The organism is Roseovarius halotolerans (assembly GCF_900172255.1).
GTDB lineage: Bacteria > Pseudomonadota > Alphaproteobacteria > Rhodobacterales > Rhodobacteraceae > Roseovarius > Roseovarius halotolerans.
Window position 1 is genome coordinate 309,101 of sequence record NZ_FWFU01000002.1, and the last position, 24,711, is coordinate 333,811.

A 24,711-nucleotide genomic window follows, 5' to 3' on the forward strand; every position below is an offset into this window, starting at 1 on the left:
GCGAAAGGCCGGTGGCTCAGAACTTCGTTGCTGACACCGGCGGTGTTACCGCGCGGCGGCGCACCACCGCCTCGCGCCAGCTGATGAAGCTGATCGCGCAGACGATGACCATACCACCCAGCACCACGAACACATCCACCCCCTCATCAAAGAAGACCGCGCCCAGAAGGACCGCCCAGACCAGTTGCAGGAACGTGACCGGCTGCGTCACCGTCAGCGGGGCGGCGCGGAACGCCAGCGTCATCGCGTAATGCGCCCCAGTGGCGACCAGCGCCACCGCCGACAGGATCGCCAGCTCATACAGCGTCGGCGTCACCCAGACCCGCGCCGCCAGCGGCGCCAGGCCCAGCGTGACCGACAGAGACAACATCGCCACCACGATACCGGGGCTGGTCATCGCCGAGGCCCGCTTGGCCAGAAGATAGGACGCCCCGAAAAACACCGCCGCCACCAGCATCGCGATATGTCCCGCGCCGACCTCGCGGAAACCCGGTCGCAGGATGATCAGCGCGCCCACCAGCGCCGCGATCACCGCCGCCACCCGGCGCAATGCAAGCCGCTCGCCCAGGAACAGCGCCGCGCCCAGGGTCACATAGACCGGCGAGAGGTAGTTCATCGCCGTCACATCCGCGATGGGAATGCGCGCCATCGCGAAGAACCACAGCACCACCGCCACCGAATGGGCGATACCGCGCCCTGCGAACAGCGCCCACGCGCGCCGGTCGAACCGGGTGCGGAACAGTTGCAGGATGAACGGAGCCAGGAACACGAGCCCCAGCAGATAGCGCAAGAAGGCCGCCTCGGTGGCGGGGATTCGAGTGCCGAGAAGTTTTACAAGGGCGGTGACCGAGACAAAACAGATACCGGTCACGACCATCCAGAAAATCCCCCAACCGGGGCGAGCCGAATATGTCTCCATGCGCGCATTTAAGTCCCCGCCCGAGGGAATGTCGAGCAGGTTTCAAAAATGCGTTTCAGCGTTTGCGCAAATGCGCCAGCAGGGTCTGTGACGGGAAGCCGTCGGGCGTCACCCCGATGGCATTCTGAAACCCCCTGATCGCGTCGATCGTGTTCGGCCCGATGATCCCGTCGATCTTCTCGAGCGGGAAACCGGCCCGGACCAGATGCCGCTGCATCTCCTGTTTTTCCTTGAAGGACAGGGGCTTGTAACCGCGTGGCCAGCTGGCCTGAATCTCGGGACCACCCCTGAGCCGATCCGAAAGATGCCCGACGCCGATCACATAGGCATCGGCCTGATTATACCGTTCGATCACCGCGAAATTGTCGAAGATCATGAAGGCAGCGCCCTCGGCTCCCGCCGGCAGCAGGATCGAGGCGCGACCGTAATCGGGCACCGGCTTGCCATTCATGTCGCGCACGCCCTCCGCCGCCCATTGCGACGGCATCTTGCGGTTGTCGCGCCGCGCCACAGCATGGGGAAACCCGCGCGGCAGGCGCACTTCGACGCCCCAGGGCTGCCCCTTGGTCCAGCCGAACCGCTTGAGATAGGCCGCCGTCGAGGCCAGCGCGTCGGTCGGGTCCTCCGACCAGATGTCGCGCTTGCCGTCGCCGGTGAAATCCACCGCATACGCCAGGTAGGACGTGGGAATGAACTGGGTGTGCCCCATCGCCCCGGCCCAGGACCCCTTCATGTCGCGCGGGGTGACATCGCCCGACTGGATGATCTTGAGCGCCGCGATCAACTGCTTTTCAAAGAACGCGCCGCGCCGCCCGTCGAATGACAGCGTCGCCAGCGCCTCGATCAGCGGAATGTCCCCGCGCCGCTCGCCATAGGCGCTTTCCAGCCCCCAGATCGCCGCAACGACCTCCTTTTCGACACCGTAATGACGCTCGATCCGCTCCAGCGTCCGCCCGTGACGGCGCAACGCCGCCTGTCCGTTGCTCACCCGCACCGGGCTCGCCGCGCTGTCGAGGTAATCCCAGATCTGGCGCGTGAATTCCGACTGGTTGCGATCCTTCTCGATCACACCGCTATTGTAGCGCGCGCCCTGAAAGGCGGCGTCGAACACCCGCGGGCTGATCCCCTGCGCCAGCGCCCTGCCGCGAAAGCCCTGGATCCAGCGGTCAAACCCGCTGTTGGAGGCAGCCACACGCACCGCCTCGCCCCCCGATGACAGATCGTCGGGCCGCAGCACTGGCCGCAGGCTGCGCGCCAGCCCGTCACGCGCAATCGCGGCGGTGGCCGCCACCGAAACAAGCTCTGCCTGCCCCCCCGGTCGCGGTTGCGGTCTGAGTGAGGTTTCAAGCGGCGATGCGCCTGCAGGCAGGCCGATCACGGCACCTGCCAGGGCAGCCACTAGGACATGGATACGCATTGCTCGACCCCGTGTTTGTTGTCCGGTCATTATTTTCCGTAATGATAGCGCGATTGCGGCTGAATCGAAAGAAACTTGCATGCCCGCCGCAAGGATTCGCCGATGTCCCGCCGCAGCCGCCGGTTGCGGTTCAGCTCCGGCTGCGCTTCACCTTGCGCTTGATCTTGTCGGCCTTGCGCTTGGCCTTGACCTGCTTGCGCCTTGGCGGCTGGCCGCGCCCGCGCCCGCGTGACGGACCGCGCGGCAGGCTCTCGCCCTCGATGCTGACCAGTTCCAGCGCGATCCCGCCACTGACCGGCACCACCTCGGAAATCTTCACCGTGACCTGCTGGCCCAGCGCGATGGTCAGCCCCGTGTCCGAGCCCATCAAAGTGCCCGCGTCGCGGTCGAAATGGAAAAACTCGCGCCCCAGGCTGCGCACCGGGATCAACCCGTCCGCCCCGGTCTCGTCCAGCCGCACGAAAGCGCCGAACTTCGCGACACCGCTGATGCGACCGGTGAATTCCTCGCCCACGCGCTCCGACAGGAACGCGGCAAGATAGCGGTCATTCGTGTCGCGCTCGGCGGTCATCGAACGCCGCTCGGTCTCCGAGATATGCTGCGCCGTGCCCTCCAGCCGCTCGATCTCGGCCGGCTTCAGCCCGTCATCGCCCCAGCCATGCGCCGAGATCAGCGCGCGATGCACCACCAGGTCCGCATAGCGCCGGATCGGCGAGGTGAAATGCGCATAAGCCTGAAGCGCCAGCCCGAAATGCCCGAAATTGCTGGGCGCATAATAGGCCTGCGTCATGGCCCGCAGGGTCGACATGTTGATGACTTCGGAATGATCCGTATCCTGCGCCGCATTGAGCAGCGCATTGAGATGCGCCGTCTTCAGGACCTGCCCCTTGGCCAGCTTCAGCCCGGCGGTTTCCGCCACGTCGCGCAGCGTTTCCAGCTTCTCGGGCGACGGCTCCTCATGGACGCGGAAAAGCAGCGGCGATTTCTTGGCGATCAGGGTCTCGGCGGCGGCCACATTGGCCAGCACCATGAATTCCTCGATCAGCTTGTGGGCATCCAGACGCTCGGTGAAATTGACCGACAGGACCTTGCCCTCGTCGCTCAGCACCACCTTGCGCTCGGGCAGGTCCAGGTTCAGCGGCTGGCGCCGCTTGCGCGCCGCCTCAAGCGCCGCGTAGGCGGCGTAAAGCGGGCGGATCACCTCGTCCATCAGCGGGCCGCAGGCGTCGTCGGGCGCGCCGTCCATCGCCGCCTGCACCTGCTGGTAATTCAGCGATGCCGCCGACCGCATCAGCCCGCGCACGAAACGATGGGCGATCTTCTCGCCATGCGCGTCGATCTGCATACGCACGGCGATACAGGCGCGCGGAACACCCTCATGCAGGCTGCACAGGTCGCCCGACAGCCGGTCGGGCAGCATCGGCACGACCCGGTCGGGGAAATAGCTGGAATTGCCGCGCTTGCGCGCCTCGCCGTCCAGCGCGCTGCCGGGCGTGACGTAATGGGCGACATCGGCAATCGCCACCCAGATCACGTGCCCGCCCTCGTTGCGCGGATCGTCATCCTCATGCGCCCAGACCGCATCGTCATGGTCGCGCGCATCAGAGGGATCGATGGTGACCAGCGGCAGCTCGCGCATGTCCTCGCGCCCCTTCAGGCCCGCGGGCTTCATGCTGTCGGCCTCGGCGATCACCGGATCGGGGAAATCGTCCGGAATGCCATGCTGGTGAATCGCGATCAGCGACACCGCCTTGGGCGCCGAAGGGTCGCCCAGCCGGTCCAGGATACGGGCGCGCGGCAGGCCCATGCGGCCCTTGGGGCCGGATTGCTCGGCCTCGACCAGCTCGCCATCCCTGGCACCGCCCGTGGCGTCGGGTGGCACATGCCATTCCTTGCCGTCGCCCTTGTCGATCGGCACGATCCGTCCGCCCTCCTCGCGCTTGCGGAAGATCCCCAGCACCTTGCGGGGATTGGCGCCGATCCGCCGGATCAGCCGCGCCTCGTAGTGATGCGCCTCGCCCTTCACTTCCTGAAGACGCGCCAGGATGCGATCGCCCTCGCCCAGCGCCGGATCGCTGGCGCGCGGCAAGAGCAGAACCACCGGCTCCACGCCCTCGCCCTGCCATTCCAGCGGCCGCGCCAGCAATTCGCCATCCGAGGTCTGCCCTGACACCTGCAACACGCTTACGGGCGGCAGCTTTTCGGGATCGCGATAGGTCTTCTTGCGCTTCTCCAGATGCCCCTCTTCCTCAAGCTCCTTCAGGATCCGCTTGAGATCGATTCGCGCTGCCCCCTTGATCCCGAAAGCCTTGGCGATATCGCGCTTCGAGGTCAGGGTGGGGTTGTCGGAAATCCACTGAAGGATCTCATCTTTGCTGGGCATCTGGCTCATGATCTCCGCCTAGCACGAATGCCGGCGGCTTGCCACGCAGGAATAGGCCCGCCCGCCCCCTGCTGGCGGCTTTCCCCACAGCTTCATCTGGCCGGAAATACCTCGGGGGAGTCGCCGCCTGCGGCGACGGGGGCAGCGCCCCCATCACCTGAGGTCCGCGGCGCGATCCACATCGGCCAAGGCATCGCACATCGCCACCCGCGCCCGCCCGCCAAGGCTTGCAATACTGTCGCTCAGCGCATGTTCGCCTGACCAGCGCACCCCCTCGAACAGACCCGGCGGCGGCGGTGCGACGCGCTTCATCCCCACCAGCCAGAATCCTCCGTCGGGCGCCGGACCAAAGACCGCGTCATGCGCGCCAAGACAACCAAAGGCGCGCGCCACATGCGCCCGCCGGATGCCGGGAATATCCGCGCCGACGATACAGACCGGGCCGGGCGGCAGTTGGCGCAGGATGCGCCCCATCCGGTCGCCAAGGTTGCCGCCGCCCTGCGCCACGCGCGCCAGATGCGCGGGCCAGACCCGGCTTTGCAGCCCGGCACGGTCGGGCGACACGGCCAGCACCACCTGCCAGCGCGGATCCTCGACGCGGCGCAGAAGGGCGGCGACCTGGTGGCGAAACCACCAGGCGGCAGGCACCATCCCGATCTCGCGCCCCAGCCGCGTCTTGACCCGCCCCGGTCGCGGCTCCTTGAGCATGACGACCAGCCGGCGGCGGATCACAGATGCCGCTCCATGTCACGATGGGGGATGCCCGCATCCATATAGGGTTCCCCGAAGGCGACAAAGCCCAGGCGCTCGTAAAAGCCCAGCGCATGGGTCTGCGCGCCCAGCACCGCGCGCGTCACCCCCGCCTGACCCCGCAGGTGATCGAGGCAGGCGCCGATCAGCGCCGCGCCAAGCCCCGCGCCGCGCGCGCCCGGCAGCACGCAGACCCGGCCGATCTTGGCGCTCTCGCCCCTGAGCAGGATGCGCGCGCAGCCCACCGGGCGGCCATCCAGCCTTGCCAGAAGATGCTGCGCCGCGCCGTCGCGCCCGTCCTGCTCGTCGGCCTCGCTGACGCCCTGCTCCTCGATAAAGACGCGGCGGCGCAGCGCAAGGCAGGTCTCCAGATCGCCGGTCGGGCCGATCTCGAGCCTTCCGCCGCCCTGCGCCGCCGCCCCGTCCGTCACGCGAAATAATCTCTCAGGATGCGGCCATAGATATCGCGCAGGCGCGGGATCAGCGCCAGTTCGACATGCTCGTCGACCTGGTGCATGGTCTTGCCCACCAGCCCGAATTCCACCACCGGGCAGTGATCCTTGACGAAGCGCGCATCCGAGGTGCCGCCCGTGGTCGACAGCACCGGCATCACGCCGGTCTCGGCCTCGACCGCGCTGGCGACCAGCTCCGAAAGCGGCCCCGGCGGCGTCAGGAAACTCTCGCCCGAAACCTTGACCTTCATGTCGCCGCTGATGCCGAACTCCCCGGCGACCCGGTCCAGCTCTTCCTGCATCCAGCGGATCAGGCTGTCGCTGTCATGGGCGTCGTTGAAGCGGATATTCACCGCCGCGCGGGTCTGCGCGGGAATGACGTTGCTCGCCGCGTTGCCGGTGTCGATGGTCACCACGGCCAGCGTCGAAGGGTCGAAATGCTCGGTGCCCTCGTCCAGCTGGCGGCTCGACAGGCGGTCCATCAGCCGTGCCATCGCGGGCATCGGGTTGCAGGCGCGATGCGGATAGGCGGAATGGCCCTGCTTGCCGGTGATGGTGAACCACGCCGTCATCGACCCGCGCCGCCCGATCTTGATCATGTCGCCCAGGGTCTCGGGGCAGGTCGGCTCGCCGACCACGCAGACATCCATGCGCTCGCCTTCTTCGGCCATCCAGTCGAGGATCGCGCTGGTGCCGTCCTCGGCATCGCCCTCCTCGTCGCCGGTGATGGTCACGATCACCGCGCCGTCCTCGGGCGGCGTATGGGTCACATGATCGATCGCCGCCGCGACGAAGGCCGCGACCCCCGACTTCATGTCGGTCGCGCCGCGCCCCCAGAGCTTGCCATCCTTCTCTTCGGCGCCGAAGGGCGGCAGGCTCCAGGCCGCCTCGTCACCGACCGGCACCACATCGGTATGGCCGTTGAAGCCAAAGCTCCGGGCGGCGCCCTTGTTGCCCCAGCGCGCGAACAGGTTGGAGACCCCGCCCCTCTCGATGCGGGTGCAGGCGAAGCCCGCGTCGCTCAGCAGCGTTTCGAGAAGCGTGATCGCGCCGCCCTCGCGCGGCGTGACCGAAGGGCAGCGCACCAGGTCGGCGGTCAGCTGGACGGGATCGACAATCGGCTTTTTCATGGCGTCTCACAAAGTCCTGTTCGGGGGTTTTCCATCGCCTAGCGCGCTTCGCGTCAAAGCGCAAATGTCGCACGCGCAGGTATTGGTCCGAATTTGGTTAACAAGACGTAAGCGATCTGCTAGAAAGAAAACAATAATAACGACCCGAGGCAGGGTAAAATTCAGCAGGGCCGCAATAGGCCCGCGATCGAGCGGACAGAATTCAAGTCCGAACCATAGTGGCGGGATCAACCCGCCCGGCTGTATTTTGCGCTGTCCCGGACGATTGGGGCAAGACATATGGTTGCGGCAAGCAAACTTCCGATCAACACATCGGCGTCGGCGCTGGATATGGCGCAATTGATATTCGGCGACGGTGTTTCGATCCAAAGCGCGTCTTACTCAGGCGCCGCCAGTTCGTCGGGCATCTACAGCAACGCCGACACGATCTCTCCCGGCGTCGCGCCCGCCGATACCGGCGTGATCTTCTCGACCGGTCGCGCCAGCGACTTCACCAATTCGGGCGCGCCCAGCTGGCAATGGTGGAACAATCCCCAGGCGAACCAGAACACCAACACCTCGACCGACACGAGCGGCATCGACAACGACGCGATGTTCAACGCGGCGGCGGGGACCAACACCTACGATGCTTCGTTCCTCGATGTGGATTTCACGCCCGACGGCGATACGCTGACGATGAAATTCGTCTTCGCCTCCGAGGAATTCCCCGAATACGAGACCGGCATCTACCAGGATTTCGTCGGCGTCTGGGTCAACGGTCAGCAGATTCCGCTTTCAGTGGGCGATGGCGATACCGACCCCAACAACCTCAACGCCACCAACAACGCCAACCTCTACAACGACAACAGCTCAAGCCAGTTCAACACCGAGATGGACGGCTTCACCGTCACCATGACGCTGACGATCCCGGTCAATTCCGGCGAGCTGAACTCGATCCGGATCGGCATCGCCGACGTGGTCGACAGTTCCTATGATTCCAGCCTCCTGATCGCCGCCGACAGTGTCCAGACGACGCTGGTGGCGATGGACGACAACGTCACGCTCTACCCGGACGGCTCCAAGACGCTGGACCTGCTGGGCAATGACGAGAACAATACCGGCGGCACGCTCTCGATCACCCATATCAACGGGCAGGCGGTCAGCGCGGGCGATACCGTCACCCTGGCCACCGGCCAGCAGGTGCAGGTCAATGCCAATGGCACGGTCACGCTGGTGGGCGATGGTGATATCGAAACCATGTCATTCACCTACGAGGTCGCCAGTTCCACGGGTCAGACCGATACCGGCTTCGTCAATGTCGATTCCGTGCCCTGCTTCACTGCGGGCACCCTCTTGTCCACCCCACGGGGCGAAGTGCCGGTCGAATGCCTGACGCCCGGCGACATGGTCCTGACCAAGGATGACGGCCCGCAGCCATTGCGCTGGATCGGACGGCGCGAAGTCGCCGCGACGGGCGATTTCGCCCCCATCCATATCCGCGCCAACACATTGGGCGCGCATCGCGACCTTCTGGTGTCGCCGCTGCACCGGGTGTTGATCCGCGACAGCCTCGCCGAGATCCTGTTCGGCGAACCCGAGGTGCTGGTCGCCGCGCGCGACCTCGTCAACGATCACAGCATCCTGCGCGTCGAAGGCGGCATGGTCGAATATTTCCACCTCATGTTCGACCGTCATCAGGTGGTCTATTCGCAGGGGCTGGAAACCGAAAGCTTCCTGCCCGGCCCGCAGATCGAACATTGCTTCGAGGCCGAGATCATCGCCGAGATCATGGCCATCTTCCCCGAGATCGACCCCGCCAGCGGCACCGGCTACAGCCCCGCGGCGCGGCGTATCCTGCGCCGTTACGAGGCGCAGCTGTTGTTCAACCAGAGGGCGGCCTGACGCTGATGAGCTGGATCGCGATCTCCGATCAACATGGCGGGCGCTTCTGCCCGCAAGGCCTTGGAAATCCCGACAGTCAAGATGCCGGTCCGCCGCACGGCGGCGCCGATCAGATCCTGCCGCGCGGCACGCTGCTTCTGGAAACGCGGCTTTCGCCCGATGGGCGGCCGCAAACGCTTCTGGCCTTTCACCGCGACCATCCCTGGCCCGCCAGCCTGACGTTGCGGGCATTGCCGGGCGGCGGCATCATCCTGGTCGAAACCCAGGGCGACGACATCCGTCACGCCACCCTGCCCCACGACCCGGACGGACGCACCGATATCGTGCGCCTGACCTACAGCTGGGATGCGCCCGCCCGCTGGGGCCGCCTGACGCTGGAGCGCCCCGAAAGCGACATCATCCATTCCGTCGCCATCGCACCGCCGCATCCCCTGCTGCTGTCGGATGCCCAGTCGCTCGCCACCCGGCCCGACCTGCGCCGGATCGGGCATGACGTGGACTTCCTCGCCATCTCGACCCGGATCGAGCCCGTCGGCCCGATGCCCGCACTGACCAGCCGCGTGCCCCTCGCCACGCCTAACGGACAGGTCGAGACCGCCCGCCTGCACCGCGGCGACCTGGTGATGACCGATACCGGCGATTGCGTGCCCATCCTGCGCAAGGTGTCGCGCACCGTGCCCGCGCGCGGCTCGTTCCGCCCGGTGCGCCTGCGGGCGCCCTATTTCGGGCTGCAACGCGATATCGTGGTGGCCCCCCAGCAGCGCCTGGTGATCGGCGGCAGCCAGGTGGAATACATGTTCGGGCGCGAAGCGGTGCTGGTGCCCGCGCGCCACCTCGTCAACGGGGTCTCGGCGCTCTATGCGTCGGGGCCGGAGCTTGTGACCTATCACCACCTGCTATTGCCGGGGCACGAGGCGATCCTCGCCGCCGGATGCGCCATCGAAAGCCTTTATATCGGGCGGCTGCGGCGCAAATCCGAACATCTGGTGCAATCGGTGCTGGCGGGGGCCGACCGGTCCCGCCTGCCCGAACATCCCAGACCCGTCTGGCCGGTGCTCAAACCCTTCGAGGCAATCACCCTCGCGATGGAACGCGCCGCCTAGTCGTAGAACGGCGTGACCTGCGCAACGATCACCGCGTTCTCGTCCAGCGCGCGCTGCATCAACGCGCGCTCCTCGTCGCTGATATCATGCCCCTCGGCCTCGCGCTCTTCCAGGGTGCCATAGCCCGACACGTCAAGCGGCGCGGTATCGGCCTGCTTCAGCACCGCAACCGTCTCGCGCACCGCCTCTTCCTCGGACACGCCCGAGGCATAGACCATCAGCGCCGCGCCGGTCGCCTTGGCGGGCAGCCCGTCGCCCTCCTTGCGGCCGATCTCGACCAGCAGCGTATAGACCTGTTGGCGGCTGCGGGGTTTCATGGGCTTGTCGTTCATTTCCAGGGTCCTTTTCCTTGCCTTTGCCCTGCGCCAGCGCTTGCGCGAAGTCAAGCATCCGGCCCACCTTTTCATGCGCCCCGCAAAGTTCTAGGGTCCGCCCAGCGAACAGGAGGACCAGGACCCATGAAGAAAGCCAGCGACATGGTGGCAGAAGCCAATGCCGTGATCGACCACGCCCCCGCCAGCGAGATGCTCGCCCTGCACGGACAGGAGGGCGTGACCTTCGTCGATCTGCGCGACCCGCGCGAACTCGAACGCGAAGGCATGATCCCCGGCGCCTTCCATTGCCCGCGCGGCATGCTGGAATTCTGGATCGACCCCGAAAGCCCCTATGCCAAGCCGCAGTTTCAAAGCGGCGACCGCTTCGTCTTTTACTGTGCCTCTGGCTGGCGCTCGGCCCTCTCGGCGCGCACCGCTCATGAGATGGGCCTCGCCAATGTCTCGCATGTCTCGGACGGTTTCAGCGGCTGGAAACAGGCCGGCGGCCCGATCGGCGAAAAGCCCGTCAAACCGCGCTGACCCGCACCGCTTCGGGCGGAAACTTTCTGGAACCGGACCGCAACCGGCCGGTTGTTGCCCATAGGCAAGACAGAAAGGAGGCACGCCATGAACATGCAGTCACGACCCAATCTGAAAGCCGCCCAAGACGCCTACCCCACGCGGGTTCCGGGGCAAGAGCGGCTTTCAGACCGCAAGGACCCGGTGCTATGGTCCGACTGGTCCGTGGATGCACCGATCTCGAAGGCCGAAGCCGACTTCTACGCCGAGAACGGCTATCTCATCCGCCGCGATCTCTTTTCGCCGGATGAACTGCGGATGCTGACAGAAACCGCCGATGCCCTGCGCAACGGCGGCACCGACTTTCCCGACGAGGACGTGATCCGCGAACCCGACAGTGACGCGGTGCGCACCGTGTTCCGTCTCGATCGCCATTCCAGGGCATTCCGCCGGCTGGCCTGCGATTCCCGCCTGGCCGGCGTGGCCGAGTTCCTTCTGGGCGATCAGGTCTATCTTCACCAGTCGCGGCTCAACTACAAACCGGGCTTTGCCGGCAAGGAATTCTACTGGCACTCGGATTTCGAGACCTGGCACGCCGAAGACGGGATGCCCCGGATGCGGGCGGTGTCGGCGTCGGTGCTGCTCACCCCGAACGGGCCGCATAACGGACCGCTCCTGCTGGTGCCGGGCTCTCAGAACCTGTTCATCAGCTGTGTCGGCGAAACCCCCGAGGCAAACCACGAAACCTCGCTCAAACAGCAGAAGGTGGGCGTGCCGCAACCCGAAACCATCGCCCGGCTGGCAGACAGGGCCGGGATCGCATCCGCCGAAGGCGGGACCGGCACGGTGATCTTCTTCGAGTGCAACACGCTGCACGGCTCGAACGGCAACATCACCCCCGACCCCCGCGCCAACGCGTTCTTCGTATACAATGCCATGTCGAACGCCGTCGGAACGCCCTTCGCGGCCCCCGCGCCGCGCCCCGCCTTCCTCGCCAACCGCGAACAGCCTAAGGCGATCAAGCCGGTCTCAGGCCCCCTGACCGCGTGATGCGCCGACTGGCGGGTGTGTGGCCGGGCTGTTGCGCCCGCGCCCCCGACCTTACCGCCGCTTCGGAGCCGAATGCCCGCCCTTGCCCGCGGCCTTGGCGGCGGCCTTGTTCGCCGCCGCGCGGGCGCGGTTCTTCTTGCTGTTGGGCTTCCCTTTCGGGGGCGGCGGGCCTTTGGGGCCATCGCGGCGCGGCTTGCCCTCGTCCTTGCGCGGCGCATCGCCCGCAGCCTTCCTGGGCGCAGGGCGTGCATGGTCCTTGGACGCGGGTCCGGCGCCCCCCGGCGCCCCGCGTTTCTTGACGCCAAGCGGCGCATGGACCGCGGGATCGGGGGCCTCTGCCTTCGGCTTTCGCTTCGGCGGCTTCGCGTCACCGCGATGTTCGGGCTTGGGTTTGCGCCGGCGCGGCTCGGGCGCATCGTTCCAGTCAATCGGCTTTGCGCCGCCTTTGCGCGGCCCCGCATCCGCCCCCGGCGCCCGTTCCGGCCGCCCAGGCCGGAAGGCGGGTACATCCGGCGCGCCTTCCAGACGCACGATCCGCTTGTCGCCCTCGATCTTCATGTCAGGTCCGATCGCAGCCAGGAAACCGGGCACGCTGGCCTCGCGGATCTCGATATAGGACAGATCGTCGGCAATCCGGATCGCCCCGATATCGTCCTTGGTCAGGTCCCCCGCCTTGCAGATCATCGGCAATACATGACGCGGTGACGCGGCCTGGTTTCGCCCCTCCGACAGCGAGAACCACACGCTCGGCCCGAAGGCCGCACGCGGCTTGGGCGCGGCGGCATTGACCGCGCTCAGCTCCTCCGGGGCGGCATGGCGCAGCTGATACTGGCGCAGATAGGCGACGGCGATCTGCTCGGGCGTGAACATCGCGACCAGCTGATCGACCGACTCGCGCTCGCTCTCGCTCACCCCCGCCTGCCAATCGTCGCCTTCCAGCATCCGCACCCGGTCGCGCGCATCGACATCCGCCGCCGAGGGCGCCTCGCCCCACGCGGCCGTCAGCTTGGCGAATTTCAGGATTCGCTCCGCCTTCTTGCGCGACGCAGGCACCACGACCAGCGCACTGACCCCCTTGCGCCCCGCGCGTCCCGTTCGCCCGGATCGGTGCAACAGCGTCTCATGACTGCCGGGCAACTCGGCGTGAACCACCAGATCGAGGTTGGGCAGGTCGATGCCCCGCGCCGCCACATCCGTCGCCACACAGACCCGCGCGCGCCCGTCCCGCATCGACTGCAACGCGTTCGAGCGCTCGCTCTGCGTCAGTTCCCCGGACAGGGCGACAACCGAAAACCCCCGGTTCGACAGGCGCGTCGTCAGGCGTGCCACCATCGCGCGCGTATTGCAGAACACGATCGCATTGGGCGCCTCGTAATAGCGCAGCACGTTGATCACGGCGTTTTCACTGTCGCGCGCCGCCACCATCATGGCGCGGTATTCGATATCCGCATGCTGCTTCTGCTCGCCCACGGTCGAGATCCGCTCCGCATCGCGCTGATAGCTTTGCGCCAGCTTGGCGATGGCATTGGGCACCGTGGCCGAAAACAGCAGCGTCTGGCGCTCCTTCGGCGTCTCGTCGAGGATGAACTCCAGGTCCTCGCGAAACCCGAGGTCGAGCATCTCGTCCGCCTCGTCCAGTACCACCGCGCGCACAGACCCAAGGTCGATGGACCCGCGCATGATATGATCCCGCAGCCGCCCCGGCGTCGCGACAACGATATGCGCGCCCCGCGCCAGCGCACGGCGCTCGTCGCGCATGTCCATGCCCCCGACACAAGAGGCCAGAACCGCACCCGCATCGGCGTAAAGCCAGCCAAGCTCGCGCTTGACCTGCATCGCCAGTTCGCGGGTCGGCGCGATGATCAAGGCCAGCGGCGCGCCCGCCGGGCCGAACGCATCACCCTCGCCCAGCAGGGTCGGCGCAATCGCCAGCCCGAAGCCGATGGTCTTGCCCGACCCGGTCTGCGCCGAGACCAGAAGGTCCCGCCCGGCCAGCTCCGCCCGGCTGACCGCCATCTGAACAGGGGTCAAGACATCATAACCCTTGCGGGCCAGCGCATCTGCAATCGTTTTTTTCAAGGGTCTGGTTCTTTTCCTGGGGAACATGACCCGCCCGGCGCTTCGCCCTGGGCGGAAGTCTCGCGCAATATCGCTTAACGCGGGGTTTGTATAGAGATGGAAAACGTTTCCCGCCTGGGTGGGGCGCAGACGCGGGCGGGTTGCGGGCGTTCGCTGCGGATGTGCATTGAAGCCTTCGGTGCGGACAAAGCGGCCTTCAATCCGCAGCTATGTTCTTTCGCATGATTATATAGGTCGAACGTTCAAAGCCCTTATGCGCCCCTTCTCCGGATTTGACGAACCCCAGCCGCCGGAACGTTTCATGGTTTTCGGTCAGCTCTATCCTTGTCTCCAGCTCCAGGCCAGACAGTCCCATCATCTTCGCTCGCGTTTCAGCCAGCTCGACCAATGCGCGCGCCAATCCTCGCCCTCTCATGTCCTCCCGCACAGACAGCTTGCCGATATATAAGTAATCCCCCTTTCTCTTTGTGAATATGCAGGCATCAGGTTTGTCGCCAATCGTCCAGACCTCGCCTGCCGCGCATGCGTCTCTGATACTGCTGACCGTAAGCCGATGCATCGACGAAGGTGGGTCGATACGCGCCTCCATAGAAGCAAACGCCTGTTGAACGAGTGTCAGGATGTCGGGAATTGATGCGCTATCAGGATTTACTTTGCACGCAGAACCGTTGCGCATCTCTGCAGTCCATTTGAACAAGAATTGCTTCCATTCCAGAGGAGCAGCATTTCTGAAGTATGTCAATTTGGGCTCGTTCCGGTCATTCGCTGCAAGCGGCGCCGAGGACCGCAATGCGGGACTTTGCCGTCGTTGGTTGCAGGCCGCCTGCGCGGAATCAAGGCCGCAGGCCGCCGCGCCACAAAGGGCTCATTGCACCCATTCGCTGCAAATGGTGCTGATGGCCGGTATCCGAACCGAAGCGATCATGCGGTATTCAACCGGTACTTGAGAAACGTCGCTCCATCGTAGTCAATCTCACCGATGAACTCGGCCCCAAGCCGTTTCAGCGCCCCCAGGTTTCTCCGTGACGGCGGCAGCAGAAAGGTGATGAACGGGATACGCTCGTTCTCGATCGCGAAATCGATCGCTTTTCTCAAGATGCGAGCACCCAATCCAAAAGACTCCGGTTTCAGAACAAGACCGAAATCCCACTCGTCTCCCTCTCTTTGAAAGCCACCCCAACCGACGTATGTGTTGTCTGACAGAATGGCCCAATGGCCAAGCCCATCGCGGCTCCAGCACGCCTCTTTGGCAGCGACGAAATCGGCCACGGTCGTTTCATCCCATCCGGATGTCAGAAGCGGCATATGCTCCGCAACCCGGGGGTCGGACATATGCGCAATGATCTCGGCCGGATCGATGTCCGGCAATCTGGTAAATGCAATCTGCTGTTTCATCTGGAACGGCCTTCTGAACGCCATGAGCCGTTCCTGTAAGTGAGCACCGATTTTCAAACAACACTACATGGCTCCTGTGGCGCCGTCGTCGCGCCGAATTGAAGATACTCGAAATGGGTCAGCACGGAATGCGGATGGCCGCTCTGGCCCGAACACCCCGCCGGGGACGGGGGATACCGGGCAGCGTCGCGCAAAAGGGTTAAGGGCGGGTGAATGCAGCGTCACGCCGGGGGCGCGGCGGAGTTCTGTACGAAAGCTGCGCCACAGGGGTCGGATTGCGTACGAAACCGCCGTACAAACCGGACGTTTTGTACGCTGCGCGGCGGCTCAGGTGATCGTCTCCAGACGCTCCTTGCTCAGGTCGCCGGGCACGATCGTGACCGGGATCGGCAGGGTGCCCGAGTTCTTCGTGAGCTGCGTCACCAGCGGCCCCGGTCCTCCTTTTCCCGTCCCCGCACCCAGCACCAGCACACCGATTTCCGGGTCGTCCTGGACCTGCGCGATGATCTCGCTGACCGGCTCGCCTTCGCGAATTACCAGTTCAGGATCAATGCCTTGCTTGTCGCGCATCCATTTGGCGAAGACCTCGAAATGGGCGTGGATCCTCTCACGCGCCTCCTCGCGCATGATGTCGCCGACCCCGATCCAGTGGTTGAATTCCTCGGGCGGGATCACCGCCAGCACCTCGACCCCGGCTTTCGTATTCGCCGCCCGCATCGCCGCGAACCGCATCGCGTTGAGGCACTCACGGCTATCGTCCAGAACAACCAGAAACTTGCGCATGTGTCATTTCTCCTTGGGCGGCATCATGAGCGCGATTTACGCGCGGGGCAATAGAGCGGATGTAAGCGACTGGCAAACAACAACAAATTCAGTGGAACGTCCCCGCGACTCGGCCCAGAAGCATGAAGGCCCGGGCGGTGCGCGTATCCGAGAGCTCCGAGATTTCCGCATCCGTGGCGGTTTCGGCGAACTGGGTGAACATCCGGTCGAACAGGCGCAGGAAATGATGCGCGGCGTCGCGGAAGATCGAATCCTGCTTCATCCGCGCCGCCGTCAGCGCCAGCGACGAGCGGTCCCGCACCCCGCCCAGCGCCGCAACCGCACGCCCCCTCTCGCCCGCGCCAAAACGGCGCCACAGCTCTGGGCGGGCCATGTCGGGGCTGAGGTCGTCCATGTAGATCCCGTCATGCGACAGCAATGTCAGAACGTCCTGCGCCGCCTGGATCAATTGCGCGGTCTGGCGGTCCTTCAGGGCCTTGCGCAGGGCGGCAAATCCGTCTCGATCGTCGGGCGTTTCGGGAAAGTTCAGCGCCCGGATGAAATCCGCGCGCCCCAGCGGAGGCTGCATGTCCTCGGCGGTCGTGCCCAGCGGCAGCGACACCTGATCGTCCTCGCCCGCCTCCGTCGGAACCGGCGCAGGCGTCGGCGCCGGCGCTGCCTCGCCCTGCCGCGTCGAGGTGAACATCGCCAGCGCGGTCTCGGCCTTGCGCTGCGCGGCGGCGATCTCGTCCAGCTTGCGCGTGACCGAGGGTTCGCTGACCGTATTGCGCCCCTGGTTCTGCGCCACATAGGCTTGGCGGATCGCGTCGATCGCGGCCTGCAGGCGCTGGCTTTCCTCGCGCATCACGCGGGACGCCCGTGCCGCCGTGGCCGCCACCCAGATCATCGCCACCGGCATGAAGATCGCCAGCATGATCATGATGAACCGCAGGATTCCGCCGGGCGAGGCGGCATCCGGGCCGGTATCGAGAACGATGAAAAAGACCGCGGCGCCCAACAGCCAGACGAGCGACAACGCGAGGGCGATCACCTCGATCCCGGTGATTCGCTCCTTGATGGTTCGGTCATAGACCCCCAGCGGGGTTGCGGGCGAATCCTTGCGCTCGGCCATGATGTTAGGTGCCTGTCAGATATACGCGATCTTTAGCACTTCGTAAGATCGCTCGCCACCGGGTGTGCGCACTTCAACGCTGTCGCCCTCTTCCTTGCCGATCAGGGCGCGTGCGATGGGCGATTTCATGTTCAGAAGGCCCTGTTCGATATCGGCCTCGTATTCGCCGACGATTTGCCAGGTCTTTTCCTCGTCGGTGTCTTCATCCACCAGCGTGACGGTCGCGCCGAACTTGATCGGGCCTTTCAGCTTGGTGGGGTCGATCACCTCCGCGAGGCTGATCACGCCTTCGAGTTCCTTGATCCGCCCCTCGATGAAGGACTGCTTTTCCTTGGCGGAATGGTACTCGGCATTCTCGGACAGATCGCCATGCTCGCGCGCCTCGGAAATCGCGCGGATAATGGCCGGGCGTTCCTCGGATTTGAGATGCTTGAGCTCGGCCTCAAGGGCGGAGTGGCCCCTGCGGGTCATCGGGATCTTTTCCATTTCAACAGTCCACGGTCGTTGCGAAGCCGAACATATGGCCCCGTCAGGTATTTTTTCGAGTTCGGGGCAGATTGCCCCGACCCGGCGGGACATTGCAATAGGCGATGCCCCGCCAGTGACGATCGGATCGCCTAAATGGGTCTTTTGCCGCTTTCACCACGTGATTACGTCGTGTTTCAATTGACCTTCGGCGCAGCGGCGCGCTAACCACATGCGCAACTTTGTTACCTGCCAGCTACGCCTTGGGAAAGGATGCACCTCATGTCCGAAGTGACACGCGAAGCCATGGAATACGATGTCGTGATCGTTGGGGCCGGGCCAGCAGGCCTGAGCGCCGCGATCCGCCTGAAGCAGCTTGACCCCTCGCGCGAGGTTGTCGTGCTGGAGAAGGGTTCGGAAGTCGGGGCGCATATCCTGTCGGGCGCGGTGCTGGACCCCTGCGGCCTCGATGCGCTGATCCCCGACTGGAAGGACAAGGGCGCACCGCTGAACACCCCGGTCAGGCAGGACAATTTCTACATGCTGGGTGAGGGCGGCAAGATCCGCGTGCCGAACTTCCCTATGCCGCCGCTGATGAACAACCACGGCAATTACATCGTCTCGATGGGCAATGTCTGCCGCTGGATGGCCGAGCAGGCCGAGGAACTGGGGGTCGAAGTGTTCCCCGGCATGGCCTGTTCCGAAGTGATCTATGGCGAGAATGGCGAGGTCAAGGGCGTCGTGGCCGGCGAGTTCGGCAAGAACCCCGACGGCACGCCCGGCCCCTCCTATGAACCGGGCATGGAACTGCATGGCAAATATGTCTTCCTCTCCGAAGGCGTGCGCGGCAGCCTCGCCAAGGAAGTGATCGCCAAATACGATCTCAGTGCCGGGAAAGAGCCGCAGAAATTCGGCCTCGGGATGAAGGAAATCTGGGAAATCGATCCTGACAAGCACAACGAGGGCGAAGTCACGCACACGATGGGCTGGCCGCTTGGCAAGAACGCGGGCGGCGGGTCGTTCATCTATCACCTCGAAAACAATCAGGTCTATGTCGGCTTCGTGGTTCACCTGAACTACAAGAACCCGCATCTTTACCCCTACATGGAGTTCCAGCGCTTCAAGCATCACCCGATGGTGGCCGAGCTTCTGAAAGGCGGCAAGCGCGTGGCTTACGGTGCGCGCGCCATTTCCGAGGGCGGCTATCAGTCGATGCCGAAGATGGTCGCGCCCGGCGTGGCGTTGCTGGGCTGTTCGGTGGGGATGGTCAACGTGCCGCGCATCAAGGGCAACCATAACGCCATGCTGTCGGGCAAGGCCGCCGCCGAGGCCGCCCATGCCGCCATCGAGGCGGGCCGCGCCAGCGACGAACTCAGCGATTACGAAACCGAAGTGCGCAGCGGCGCCATCGGCAAGGACCTCAAGAAGGTGCGCAACGTCAAGCCGCTCTGGTCGAAGTTCGGCTTGGGGGCATCGCTGGCGATCGGCGGGTTCGACATGTGGACCAACACGCTTGGCTTCTCTCTGCTTGGCACGCTTGGCCACGGCAAGACCGACGCCGCAGCGACCGAGCCTGCCGACAAGCACAAGGAGATCGCCTATCCAAGGCCCGACGGCAAGCTGAGCTTCGATCGTCTGACCAATGTCAGCTTCTCGATGACCAATCACGAGGAAAACCAGCCCTGCCACCTGACGCTGAAGGATCCCAGCGTGCCGATCGATGTGAACCTGCCGAAATATGACGAACCGGCGCAGCGCTATTGCCCGGCGGGGGTTTACGAGGTGGTCCGCGAAGAAGGGCAGGAGCCCCGCTTCGTGATCAACTTCCAGAACTGCGTCCACTGCAAGACCTGCGATATCAAGGACCCGACCCAGAACATCAACTGGGTCACTCCACAGGGCGGCGACGGACCGAACTATCCCAATATGTGACGGGGTGCGCAAAATCGCGCGAGCGGGGCGGCCGGTGGTCGCCCCGCATTGCCTTGGCGGGCGCGTCATACTAGGTTCATCCCATATTCCATAAAGATCCGAGGCAGGCTGACGTGACTTCAAAAACCCTTTGCGCCTTGATCACCGCCGCGATGTTGCCCCTGACAGCGCCGCCGGTATCGGCCGACGAGGCGATCGGTGCCTATCTGTCCGCCCGTCAGGCGCGCTACGAGAACGATTTCGCCGCCGCAGCCGAGTATTTCACCAAGGCGCTGGCCGGCGATCCCTCGAACCCGGTGATCCTTGAGAACGCCACCTTCGCGCATATGGCACTGGGGCAGTTCGACCAGGCCCTGCCGATCGCCCGCAAGATGGAAAGCGACGATCTGCAAAGCCAGATCGCATATATCGCGCTCATCCAGAACGAGGCACAGAACGAGGACTATGATGCGCTTCTGAAGCGTATCGAAGACGGTCGCGGCATCGGCCCGCTGGCCGACGGGCTGATCGCCGCCTGGGCCTATCTTGGAAAGGGCGACATGCGCACCGCGCTCGAACATTTCGACGAGGTGGCCGACCAACGCGGCCTGCGCAGCTTTGGCCTGTACCACAAGGCGCTCGCTTTGGCCTCGGTCGGCGATTTTGAAAGCGCGAACGCCATCTTTGCCGGGAACGAGGACGGCCCCCTGCAAAGCACCCGCAGCGGCACCTTGGCCTGGGCCGAAGTCATGAGCCAGCTCGAGCGCAACGACGATGCGGTCGCGCTGATCGACGATGTGTTCATCGCCGATCTCGACCCCGAGGTCGCGCATTTGCGCGAACGGCTGGCCGCAGGTGAACAGGTCCCGTTCTCGCGTATCCAGACCGCCCGCGAGGGGCTTGCCGAAGTGTTCTATTCGCTGGGGCGGGCGCTGATGTCCGATACCGGCGATGAATACACGCTGCTTTACGCGCGCGTCGCCGAGCGGCTGAACCCGGCGCATGTGGACGCCATCCTGATGTCGGCCGAACTTCTCGAAAGTCTCGGGCGCTACGAACTGGCGACCGAAACCTATCGGCGCGTTCCGCGCGACAACCCCGCGTTTCATGCTGCCGAACTGGGGCGCGCTGAAAGCCTGCGCCGCGCCGGCAAGACCGACGCCGCGGTCGAGGTGCTCAAGCAACTGGCCGAAACCCATCCCGACCTGCCTTCGGTGCATGTGGCCTCCGGCGATCTGAACCGGCAGCTTGAAAACTACGAGGCCGCCGTCGCCGCGTATAACCGCGCGCTGGAGATCTTCAGCGCGAACGAAACCGATCAGTGGTTCGTGCATTACGCCCGCGCGATCTGCTACGAGCGGCTGGACCAATGGGACAAGGCCGAGGCCGATTTCCGCCGCGCGCTGGAACTCAACCCCGGTCATCCGCAGGTGCTGAACTATCTCGGCTATTCGCTGGTCGAACATCAGATGAAGCTCGACGAGGCCCTGGAGATGATCGAACAAGCCGTCGAGGCGCAGCCCGACAGCGGCTATATCGTCGACAGCCTCGGCTGGGCGCTCTATCGGCTGGATCGCTATGACGAGGCGATCGGCCACATGGAGCGCGCCGCGGAACTGATGCCCGTGGACCCGGTCGTCAACGATCATCTGGGTGACGTGCTATGGGCGGTCGGGCGCAAGACCGAGGCCACCTTCCAGTGGAAACGCGCACTGTCGCTGATCGACCCGGAAAGCCCCGCGCCCGATATCGACCCCGAACGCATCCGCCGCAAGCTCGAGGTCGGGCTGGATCAGGTGCTCAAGGAAGAGGGCGCACCGCCGTTGAAAGTGGCCAACGGCAGTGATTGAGGCCTTCGCCCCGGCCAAGATAAACCTGACGCTGCATGTCACCGGGCGGCGCGACAATGGCTATCACGAGCTCGACTCGCTCGTCGTGTTCGCCGATATCGGCGACCGGATCGAGATCGACCTCGCCGAGACGCCCGAACTGACCGTCCAGGGGCCGATGGCCGGTGGCGTCCCCGAGGGTGACGACAATCTGGTGATGCGAGCCGCGCGGCTGATGGGCCTCGATGCCAGGATCCGCCTTCAGAAATTTCTGCCCAATGCCGCGGGCCTCGGTGGCGGATCAAGCGATGCGGCCGCGGTTCTCAAGGCACTTTCCGAGCTTTCAGGGCGCCCCCTGCCCGATGATGCGCTGTCGCTGGGGGCGGATGTGCCCGTATGCCTCGAAGCGCGCGCCGCACGGATGCGCGGTATCGGCGAGCAGATCACCCCGGTCGCGGGTCTTCCCGCACTTCATGCGGTATTGATCAACCCCGCCGCGGCAGTCCCGACGAAAGAGGTCTTCGCGCGGATGGAAACGCCCGCGAACCCGCCAATGCCCGACGATCTGCCGCTGCTGACCGATCCGGGCGATGCAGTGGCGTGGCTGCGAACCATGCGCAATGATCTCGAGGCACCCGCGCAGTCCCTGCAGCCGCTCATCGGGCAGGTTCTCGAGACATTGTCGGCAACGCCGGGATGCCAGCTGGCGCGCATGTCGGGCTCGGGGGCGACCTGTTTCGGAATCTATTTCGGCGCGGAAACCGCCGCATCGGCCGCTGGCCGCCTGCGCGAAGGCTTTCCCGGCTGGTGGGTCGCCGCGACCCGGCTCAACGCCGCTAGTTGACCCGCGCCACCACGTAATCGGCGATATCGGCCAGCATCTTGCGCACCGGATGATCGGGGAGCGTTTCGATGGCGGCACGCGCCTTTGCGGCCCATTCCAGCGCATCGGCGCGCGTGGCTTCTAGCGCGCCGTGCTTCTTCAGCAGGTCCAGCGCGCGATCCAGATCGCCATCCTCCTGCCTGCCCTTCTCGATGGTGCGCGACCAGAAGGTCCGCTCCTCATCGTCGGCGAGGGCAATCGCCTTGATGACCGGCAAGGTCAACTTGCGCTCGCGGAAATCATCGCCGACATTCTTGCCGGTGGCGCTGCTGTCGCCCTGGTAATCAAGCAGGTCGTCAACAATCTGAAATGCTATGCCAAGCGCGTCGCCGTACTCGAACAGGGCCTTGATATGCGCCTCAGGCGCTTCGGCGATCACGCCGCCGACCTCGGTCGCCGCCGAGAACAACGCCGCCGTCTTGCCCCGCACCACCTGAAGATAGACGCTTTCGTCGGTGGCCAGATCCCGCGCGGCGCTCAGTTGCAGCACCTCGCCTTCGGCGATCACCGCGGCAGCGTTCGACAGGATGTCGAGCACCCGCAGGTTGCCTGGCTCGACCATCAGCTGAAAGGCCCGCGCGAACAGGTAGTCGCCCACCAGCACGCTTGACTTGTTGTCCCACAGAAGGTTGGCCGTTGGCCGGCCGCGCCTCTGGCGGCTTTCGTCCACCACGTCGTCATGCAAGAGCGTGGCGGTGTGGATGAACTCGACCGTTGCGGCCAGATGCACGTCGAACACGCCGCCATAGCCGCACAGATCGGCGCTCGCCAGGGTCAGCATCGGGCGCAGGCGCTTGCCGCCCGCTTCGACCAGATGCGCCGTGACCTCCGGAATGCGCGGCGCGTGACGCGAGGCCATGCGCTCGCGGATCAGGCCGTTGACGGCATTCATCCGGCTGTCGAGATGCCGGGCCAGTTGTTCATGCGGTTTCGTCGCGGCGTGGTCCAATCCCATCACACTCCCGTCACACCTGTCGACAAGTCGCCCCCGGTGCCCTTAAGTCATCCCCATGAAACAGTTGCTCAGCACCAACGATCCCACGGCCATCGCTTTTGCCCGCGCCTTGCTTCAGGGCGAGGGTATAGACTGCTTTGAAATGGACGTAAACATGAGCGTCCTCGAAGGCTCCATCGGGATTTTGCCCCGCCGCCTGATGGTGGCGACCCGTGATTACGACCGCGCCCGCGTGGCGCTGACCGATAACGGGATCGACGTGGATGGCTGAGGGCTGGCCCGAGGACCGGCTGAGCACCGACGCGTTCCTGGGTGGCAAACTGCGGATACTCCAGCCACGCGATGGGTATCGGGCCGGGATCGATCCGGTGTTGCTGGCAGCCAGCATTCCGGCGCGGGCGGGCGACAGGGTGCTGGATCTGGGCTGCGGCGCGGGGGTGGCGGGGCTCTGCGTGGCGCGGCGGGTCGAGGGCCTGCGCCTGACCGGACTGGAGCTGCAACCGGACTACGCCGAACTGGCGCGGCGCAACGCCATCCAGAACGGAATCGAGATGACGGTCGTGACCGGCGATCTTGCCGAGATGCCCGCTGCCGTGCGCGAACAGCAGTTCGACCATGTCATCGTCAACCCGCCCTATTTCGACAGAAGCGCCAGCACCGCCGCCCGCGACACCGGGCGCGAAACCGCCCTGGGCGAGGGCACGCCGCTGGCGGAGTGGGTCAAGGCGGCGGCTAAACGCACCGCTCCCAAGGGCCACGCCACCTTCATCCAGCGCAGTGCGCGCCTGCCCGATCTTCTGTCTCTCATGGGTCGCCATTTCGGCAGCCTCGAGGTCCTGCCATTGATTCCCCGGCCCGGAAGGGCCGCGCGGCTGGTGCTGCTGCGCGGGCGCAAGGGCGGACGTGCGGATTTCAGACTGCATGACGCCTGGGTGCTTCACGATGGCGCATCTCATGACGGCGACCGGGAAAATTACAACACAGCAACGGCTTGCATCCTGCGCTACGGCGCTGCGCTGCCATTTCCTGCCTGAGTTGAGTTAAATCTTCCATGCAAAAATCAGCTTATGCTGCTGATGCAGCGTGACAGATTTATGAAACTGTGGTGCACTCATGATGTTCAACATAACCGCAGAGGAGAATGCCAATGAGCTTGAGTTCGCATGTCGAGGAACTGAAGAAGAAACATAGGGCACTCTCAGATCGCGTCGAAGAGGTGCAACGCGCACCCGGCGTCAGCAATCTGGAGATCGCGGAACTCAAGAAACAGAAGCTTCGGATCAAGGAAGAGATCGAACGCCTGTCGATGGACGCCTGAAACGCGTCTGTTGCTGAATATCCGGCAGGCTGATGGCCTGTCGGGGCAAGACCGCGGCTCAAAG

The 24,711-nt window shown here is 64.9% G+C and carries 24 protein-coding genes; 10 read left to right on the forward strand and 14 right to left on the reverse strand.

The annotated features are described in order from the left end of the window. Positions 1-16: 16 nt before the first annotated feature. From ROH8110_RS08505 to dapE, 6 genes are all read right to left on the reverse strand, one after another. Positions 17-919 (reverse strand): DMT family transporter, encoded by a 903-nt coding sequence (locus ROH8110_RS08505; RefSeq protein WP_085817335.1) that lies wholly within the window; start codon positions 917-919, stop codon positions 17-19. 55 nt (positions 920-974) lie between these two features. Next, positions 975-2,336, reverse strand: coding sequence for a lytic murein transglycosylase (locus ROH8110_RS08510; protein WP_085817336.1), 1,362 nt, complete (start codon positions 2,334-2,336; stop codon positions 975-977). Between the two features lie 130 nt (positions 2,337-2,466). After that, positions 2,467-4,728, reverse strand: a complete 2,262-nt coding sequence (rnr, locus tag ROH8110_RS08515) for a ribonuclease R (protein ID WP_085817337.1) — start codon at positions 4,726-4,728, stop codon at positions 2,467-2,469. A gap of 144 nt (positions 4,729-4,872) precedes the next feature. Then, a complete protein-coding gene (locus ROH8110_RS08520; protein WP_085817812.1) occupies positions 4,873-5,448 on the reverse strand; it encodes a TIGR04282 family arsenosugar biosynthesis glycosyltransferase in 576 nt (191 codons plus the stop codon). Then, positions 5,448-5,900, reverse strand: coding sequence for a GNAT family N-acetyltransferase (locus ROH8110_RS08525; protein ID WP_085817338.1), 453 nt, complete (start codon positions 5,898-5,900; stop codon positions 5,448-5,450). The genes ROH8110_RS08520 and ROH8110_RS08525 overlap by 1 nt, the downstream gene beginning before the upstream one ends. After that, a complete protein-coding gene (gene dapE / locus ROH8110_RS08530) occupies positions 5,897-7,051 on the reverse strand; it encodes a succinyl-diaminopimelate desuccinylase (protein ID WP_085817339.1) in 1,155 nt (384 codons plus the stop codon). The genes ROH8110_RS08525 and dapE overlap by 4 nt, the downstream gene beginning before the upstream one ends. 279 nt (positions 7,052-7,330) lie before the next feature. On the opposite strand from dapE, the gene ROH8110_RS08535 reads away from it, so the two are divergent. Together ROH8110_RS08535 and ROH8110_RS08540 are read left to right on the forward strand one after the other, a co-directional pair. Further along, positions 7,331-8,932, forward strand: coding sequence for a Hint domain-containing protein (locus ROH8110_RS08535; protein ID WP_085817340.1), 1,602 nt, complete (start codon positions 7,331-7,333; stop codon positions 8,930-8,932). Between the two features lie 5 nt (positions 8,933-8,937). After that, positions 8,938-10,035 carry a Hint domain-containing protein gene (locus ROH8110_RS08540; protein ID WP_085817341.1) on the forward strand — a complete coding sequence of 366 codons (1,098 nt, stop codon included), beginning with the start codon at positions 8,938-8,940 and terminating at the stop codon, positions 10,033-10,035. On the opposite strand, the gene ROH8110_RS08545 is transcribed toward ROH8110_RS08540, so the two are convergent. Next, positions 10,032-10,367 carry a DUF8846 family protein gene (locus ROH8110_RS08545; RefSeq protein WP_085817342.1) on the reverse strand — a complete coding sequence of 112 codons (336 nt, stop codon included), beginning with the start codon at positions 10,365-10,367 and terminating at the stop codon, positions 10,032-10,034. The genes ROH8110_RS08540 and ROH8110_RS08545 overlap by 4 nt on opposite strands. 126 nt (positions 10,368-10,493) lie before the next feature. Between ROH8110_RS08545 and ROH8110_RS08550 the strand changes: the two genes are divergently transcribed. Both ROH8110_RS08550 and thpD read left to right on the forward strand, forming a co-directional pair. After that, complete coding sequence (locus ROH8110_RS08550; protein ID WP_085817343.1) at positions 10,494-10,889, forward strand: rhodanese-like domain-containing protein; 396 nt, start codon at positions 10,494-10,496, stop codon at positions 10,887-10,889. 87 nt (positions 10,890-10,976) lie between these two features. Then, positions 10,977-11,918, forward strand: a complete 942-nt coding sequence (thpD, locus tag ROH8110_RS08555) for an ectoine hydroxylase (RefSeq protein WP_085817344.1) — start codon at positions 10,977-10,979, stop codon at positions 11,916-11,918. 51 nt (positions 11,919-11,969) lie between these two features. Here thpD and ROH8110_RS08560 read toward each other — a convergent pair whose 3' ends face one another. The 6 genes from ROH8110_RS08560 to greA form a co-directional block, all read right to left on the reverse strand. Beyond that, positions 11,970-14,024 (reverse strand): DEAD/DEAH box helicase, encoded by a 2,055-nt coding sequence (locus tag ROH8110_RS08560; RefSeq protein ID WP_245962813.1) that lies wholly within the window; start codon positions 14,022-14,024, stop codon positions 11,970-11,972. Positions 14,025-14,193: 169 nt separating this feature from the next. Further along, complete coding sequence (locus ROH8110_RS08565) at positions 14,194-14,739, reverse strand: GNAT family N-acetyltransferase (protein ID WP_254903768.1); 546 nt, start codon at positions 14,737-14,739, stop codon at positions 14,194-14,196. Positions 14,740-14,918: 179 nt separating this feature from the next. Then, on the reverse strand, positions 14,919-15,392 hold the full coding sequence (locus ROH8110_RS08570; RefSeq protein WP_085817813.1) for a GNAT family N-acetyltransferase: 474 nt from the start codon (positions 15,390-15,392) through the stop codon (positions 14,919-14,921). A 327-nt stretch (positions 15,393-15,719) separates the two neighbouring features. Continuing rightward, positions 15,720-16,175, reverse strand: coding sequence for a universal stress protein (locus ROH8110_RS08575; RefSeq protein WP_085817347.1), 456 nt, complete (start codon positions 16,173-16,175; stop codon positions 15,720-15,722). Between the two features lie 88 nt (positions 16,176-16,263). Beyond that, positions 16,264-17,286 (reverse strand): hypothetical protein, encoded by a 1,023-nt coding sequence (locus ROH8110_RS08580; protein ID WP_085817348.1) that lies wholly within the window; start codon positions 17,284-17,286, stop codon positions 16,264-16,266. 15 nt (positions 17,287-17,301) lie between these two features. Continuing rightward, positions 17,302-17,772, reverse strand: a complete 471-nt coding sequence (gene greA, locus ROH8110_RS08585; RefSeq protein ID WP_085817349.1) for a transcription elongation factor GreA — start codon at positions 17,770-17,772, stop codon at positions 17,302-17,304. 261 nt (positions 17,773-18,033) lie between these two features. On the opposite strand from greA, the gene ROH8110_RS08590 reads away from it, so the two are divergent. From ROH8110_RS08590 to ROH8110_RS08600, 3 genes are all read left to right on the forward strand, one after another. Next, positions 18,034-19,683, forward strand: coding sequence for an electron transfer flavoprotein-ubiquinone oxidoreductase (locus tag ROH8110_RS08590; RefSeq protein ID WP_085817814.1), 1,650 nt, complete (start codon positions 18,034-18,036; stop codon positions 19,681-19,683). 152 nt (positions 19,684-19,835) lie between these two features. Beyond that, positions 19,836-21,512: a tetratricopeptide repeat protein gene (locus tag ROH8110_RS08595; protein WP_170156496.1), complete on the forward strand. Its 1,677-nt coding sequence runs from the start codon at positions 19,836-19,838 to the stop codon at positions 21,510-21,512. Then, entirely contained in the window at positions 21,505-22,335 is an 831-nt protein-coding gene (locus ROH8110_RS08600) for a 4-(cytidine 5'-diphospho)-2-C-methyl-D-erythritol kinase (protein ID WP_085817351.1), read from the forward strand. Before ROH8110_RS08595 ends, ROH8110_RS08600 begins: the two co-directional genes overlap by 8 nt. Here ROH8110_RS08600 and ROH8110_RS08605 read toward each other — a convergent pair. After that, entirely contained in the window at positions 22,328-23,329 is a 1,002-nt protein-coding gene (locus tag ROH8110_RS08605; protein ID WP_085817352.1) for a polyprenyl synthetase family protein, read from the reverse strand. The genes ROH8110_RS08600 and ROH8110_RS08605 overlap by 8 nt on opposite strands. 55 nt (positions 23,330-23,384) lie before the next feature. On the opposite strand from ROH8110_RS08605, the gene ROH8110_RS08610 reads away from it, so the two are divergent. The 3 genes from ROH8110_RS08610 to ROH8110_RS08620 all read left to right on the forward strand — a co-directional run bounded on the left by ROH8110_RS08610 (position 23,385) and on the right by ROH8110_RS08620 (position 24,647). Continuing rightward, the gene (locus tag ROH8110_RS08610) at positions 23,385-23,600 is read left to right on the forward strand and encodes a putative signal transducing protein (RefSeq protein ID WP_085817353.1); all 216 of its coding nucleotides are present in this window, start codon (positions 23,385-23,387) and stop codon (positions 23,598-23,600) included. Then, positions 23,593-24,363, forward strand: coding sequence for a tRNA1(Val) (adenine(37)-N6)-methyltransferase (locus ROH8110_RS08615; protein ID WP_085817354.1), 771 nt, complete (start codon positions 23,593-23,595; stop codon positions 24,361-24,363). Before ROH8110_RS08610 ends, ROH8110_RS08615 begins: the two co-directional genes overlap by 8 nt. A 113-nt stretch (positions 24,364-24,476) precedes the next feature. Beyond that, positions 24,477-24,647, forward strand: a complete 171-nt coding sequence (locus ROH8110_RS08620; protein WP_085817355.1) for a YdcH family protein — start codon at positions 24,477-24,479, stop codon at positions 24,645-24,647. Positions 24,648-24,711: the final 64 nt, after the last annotated feature.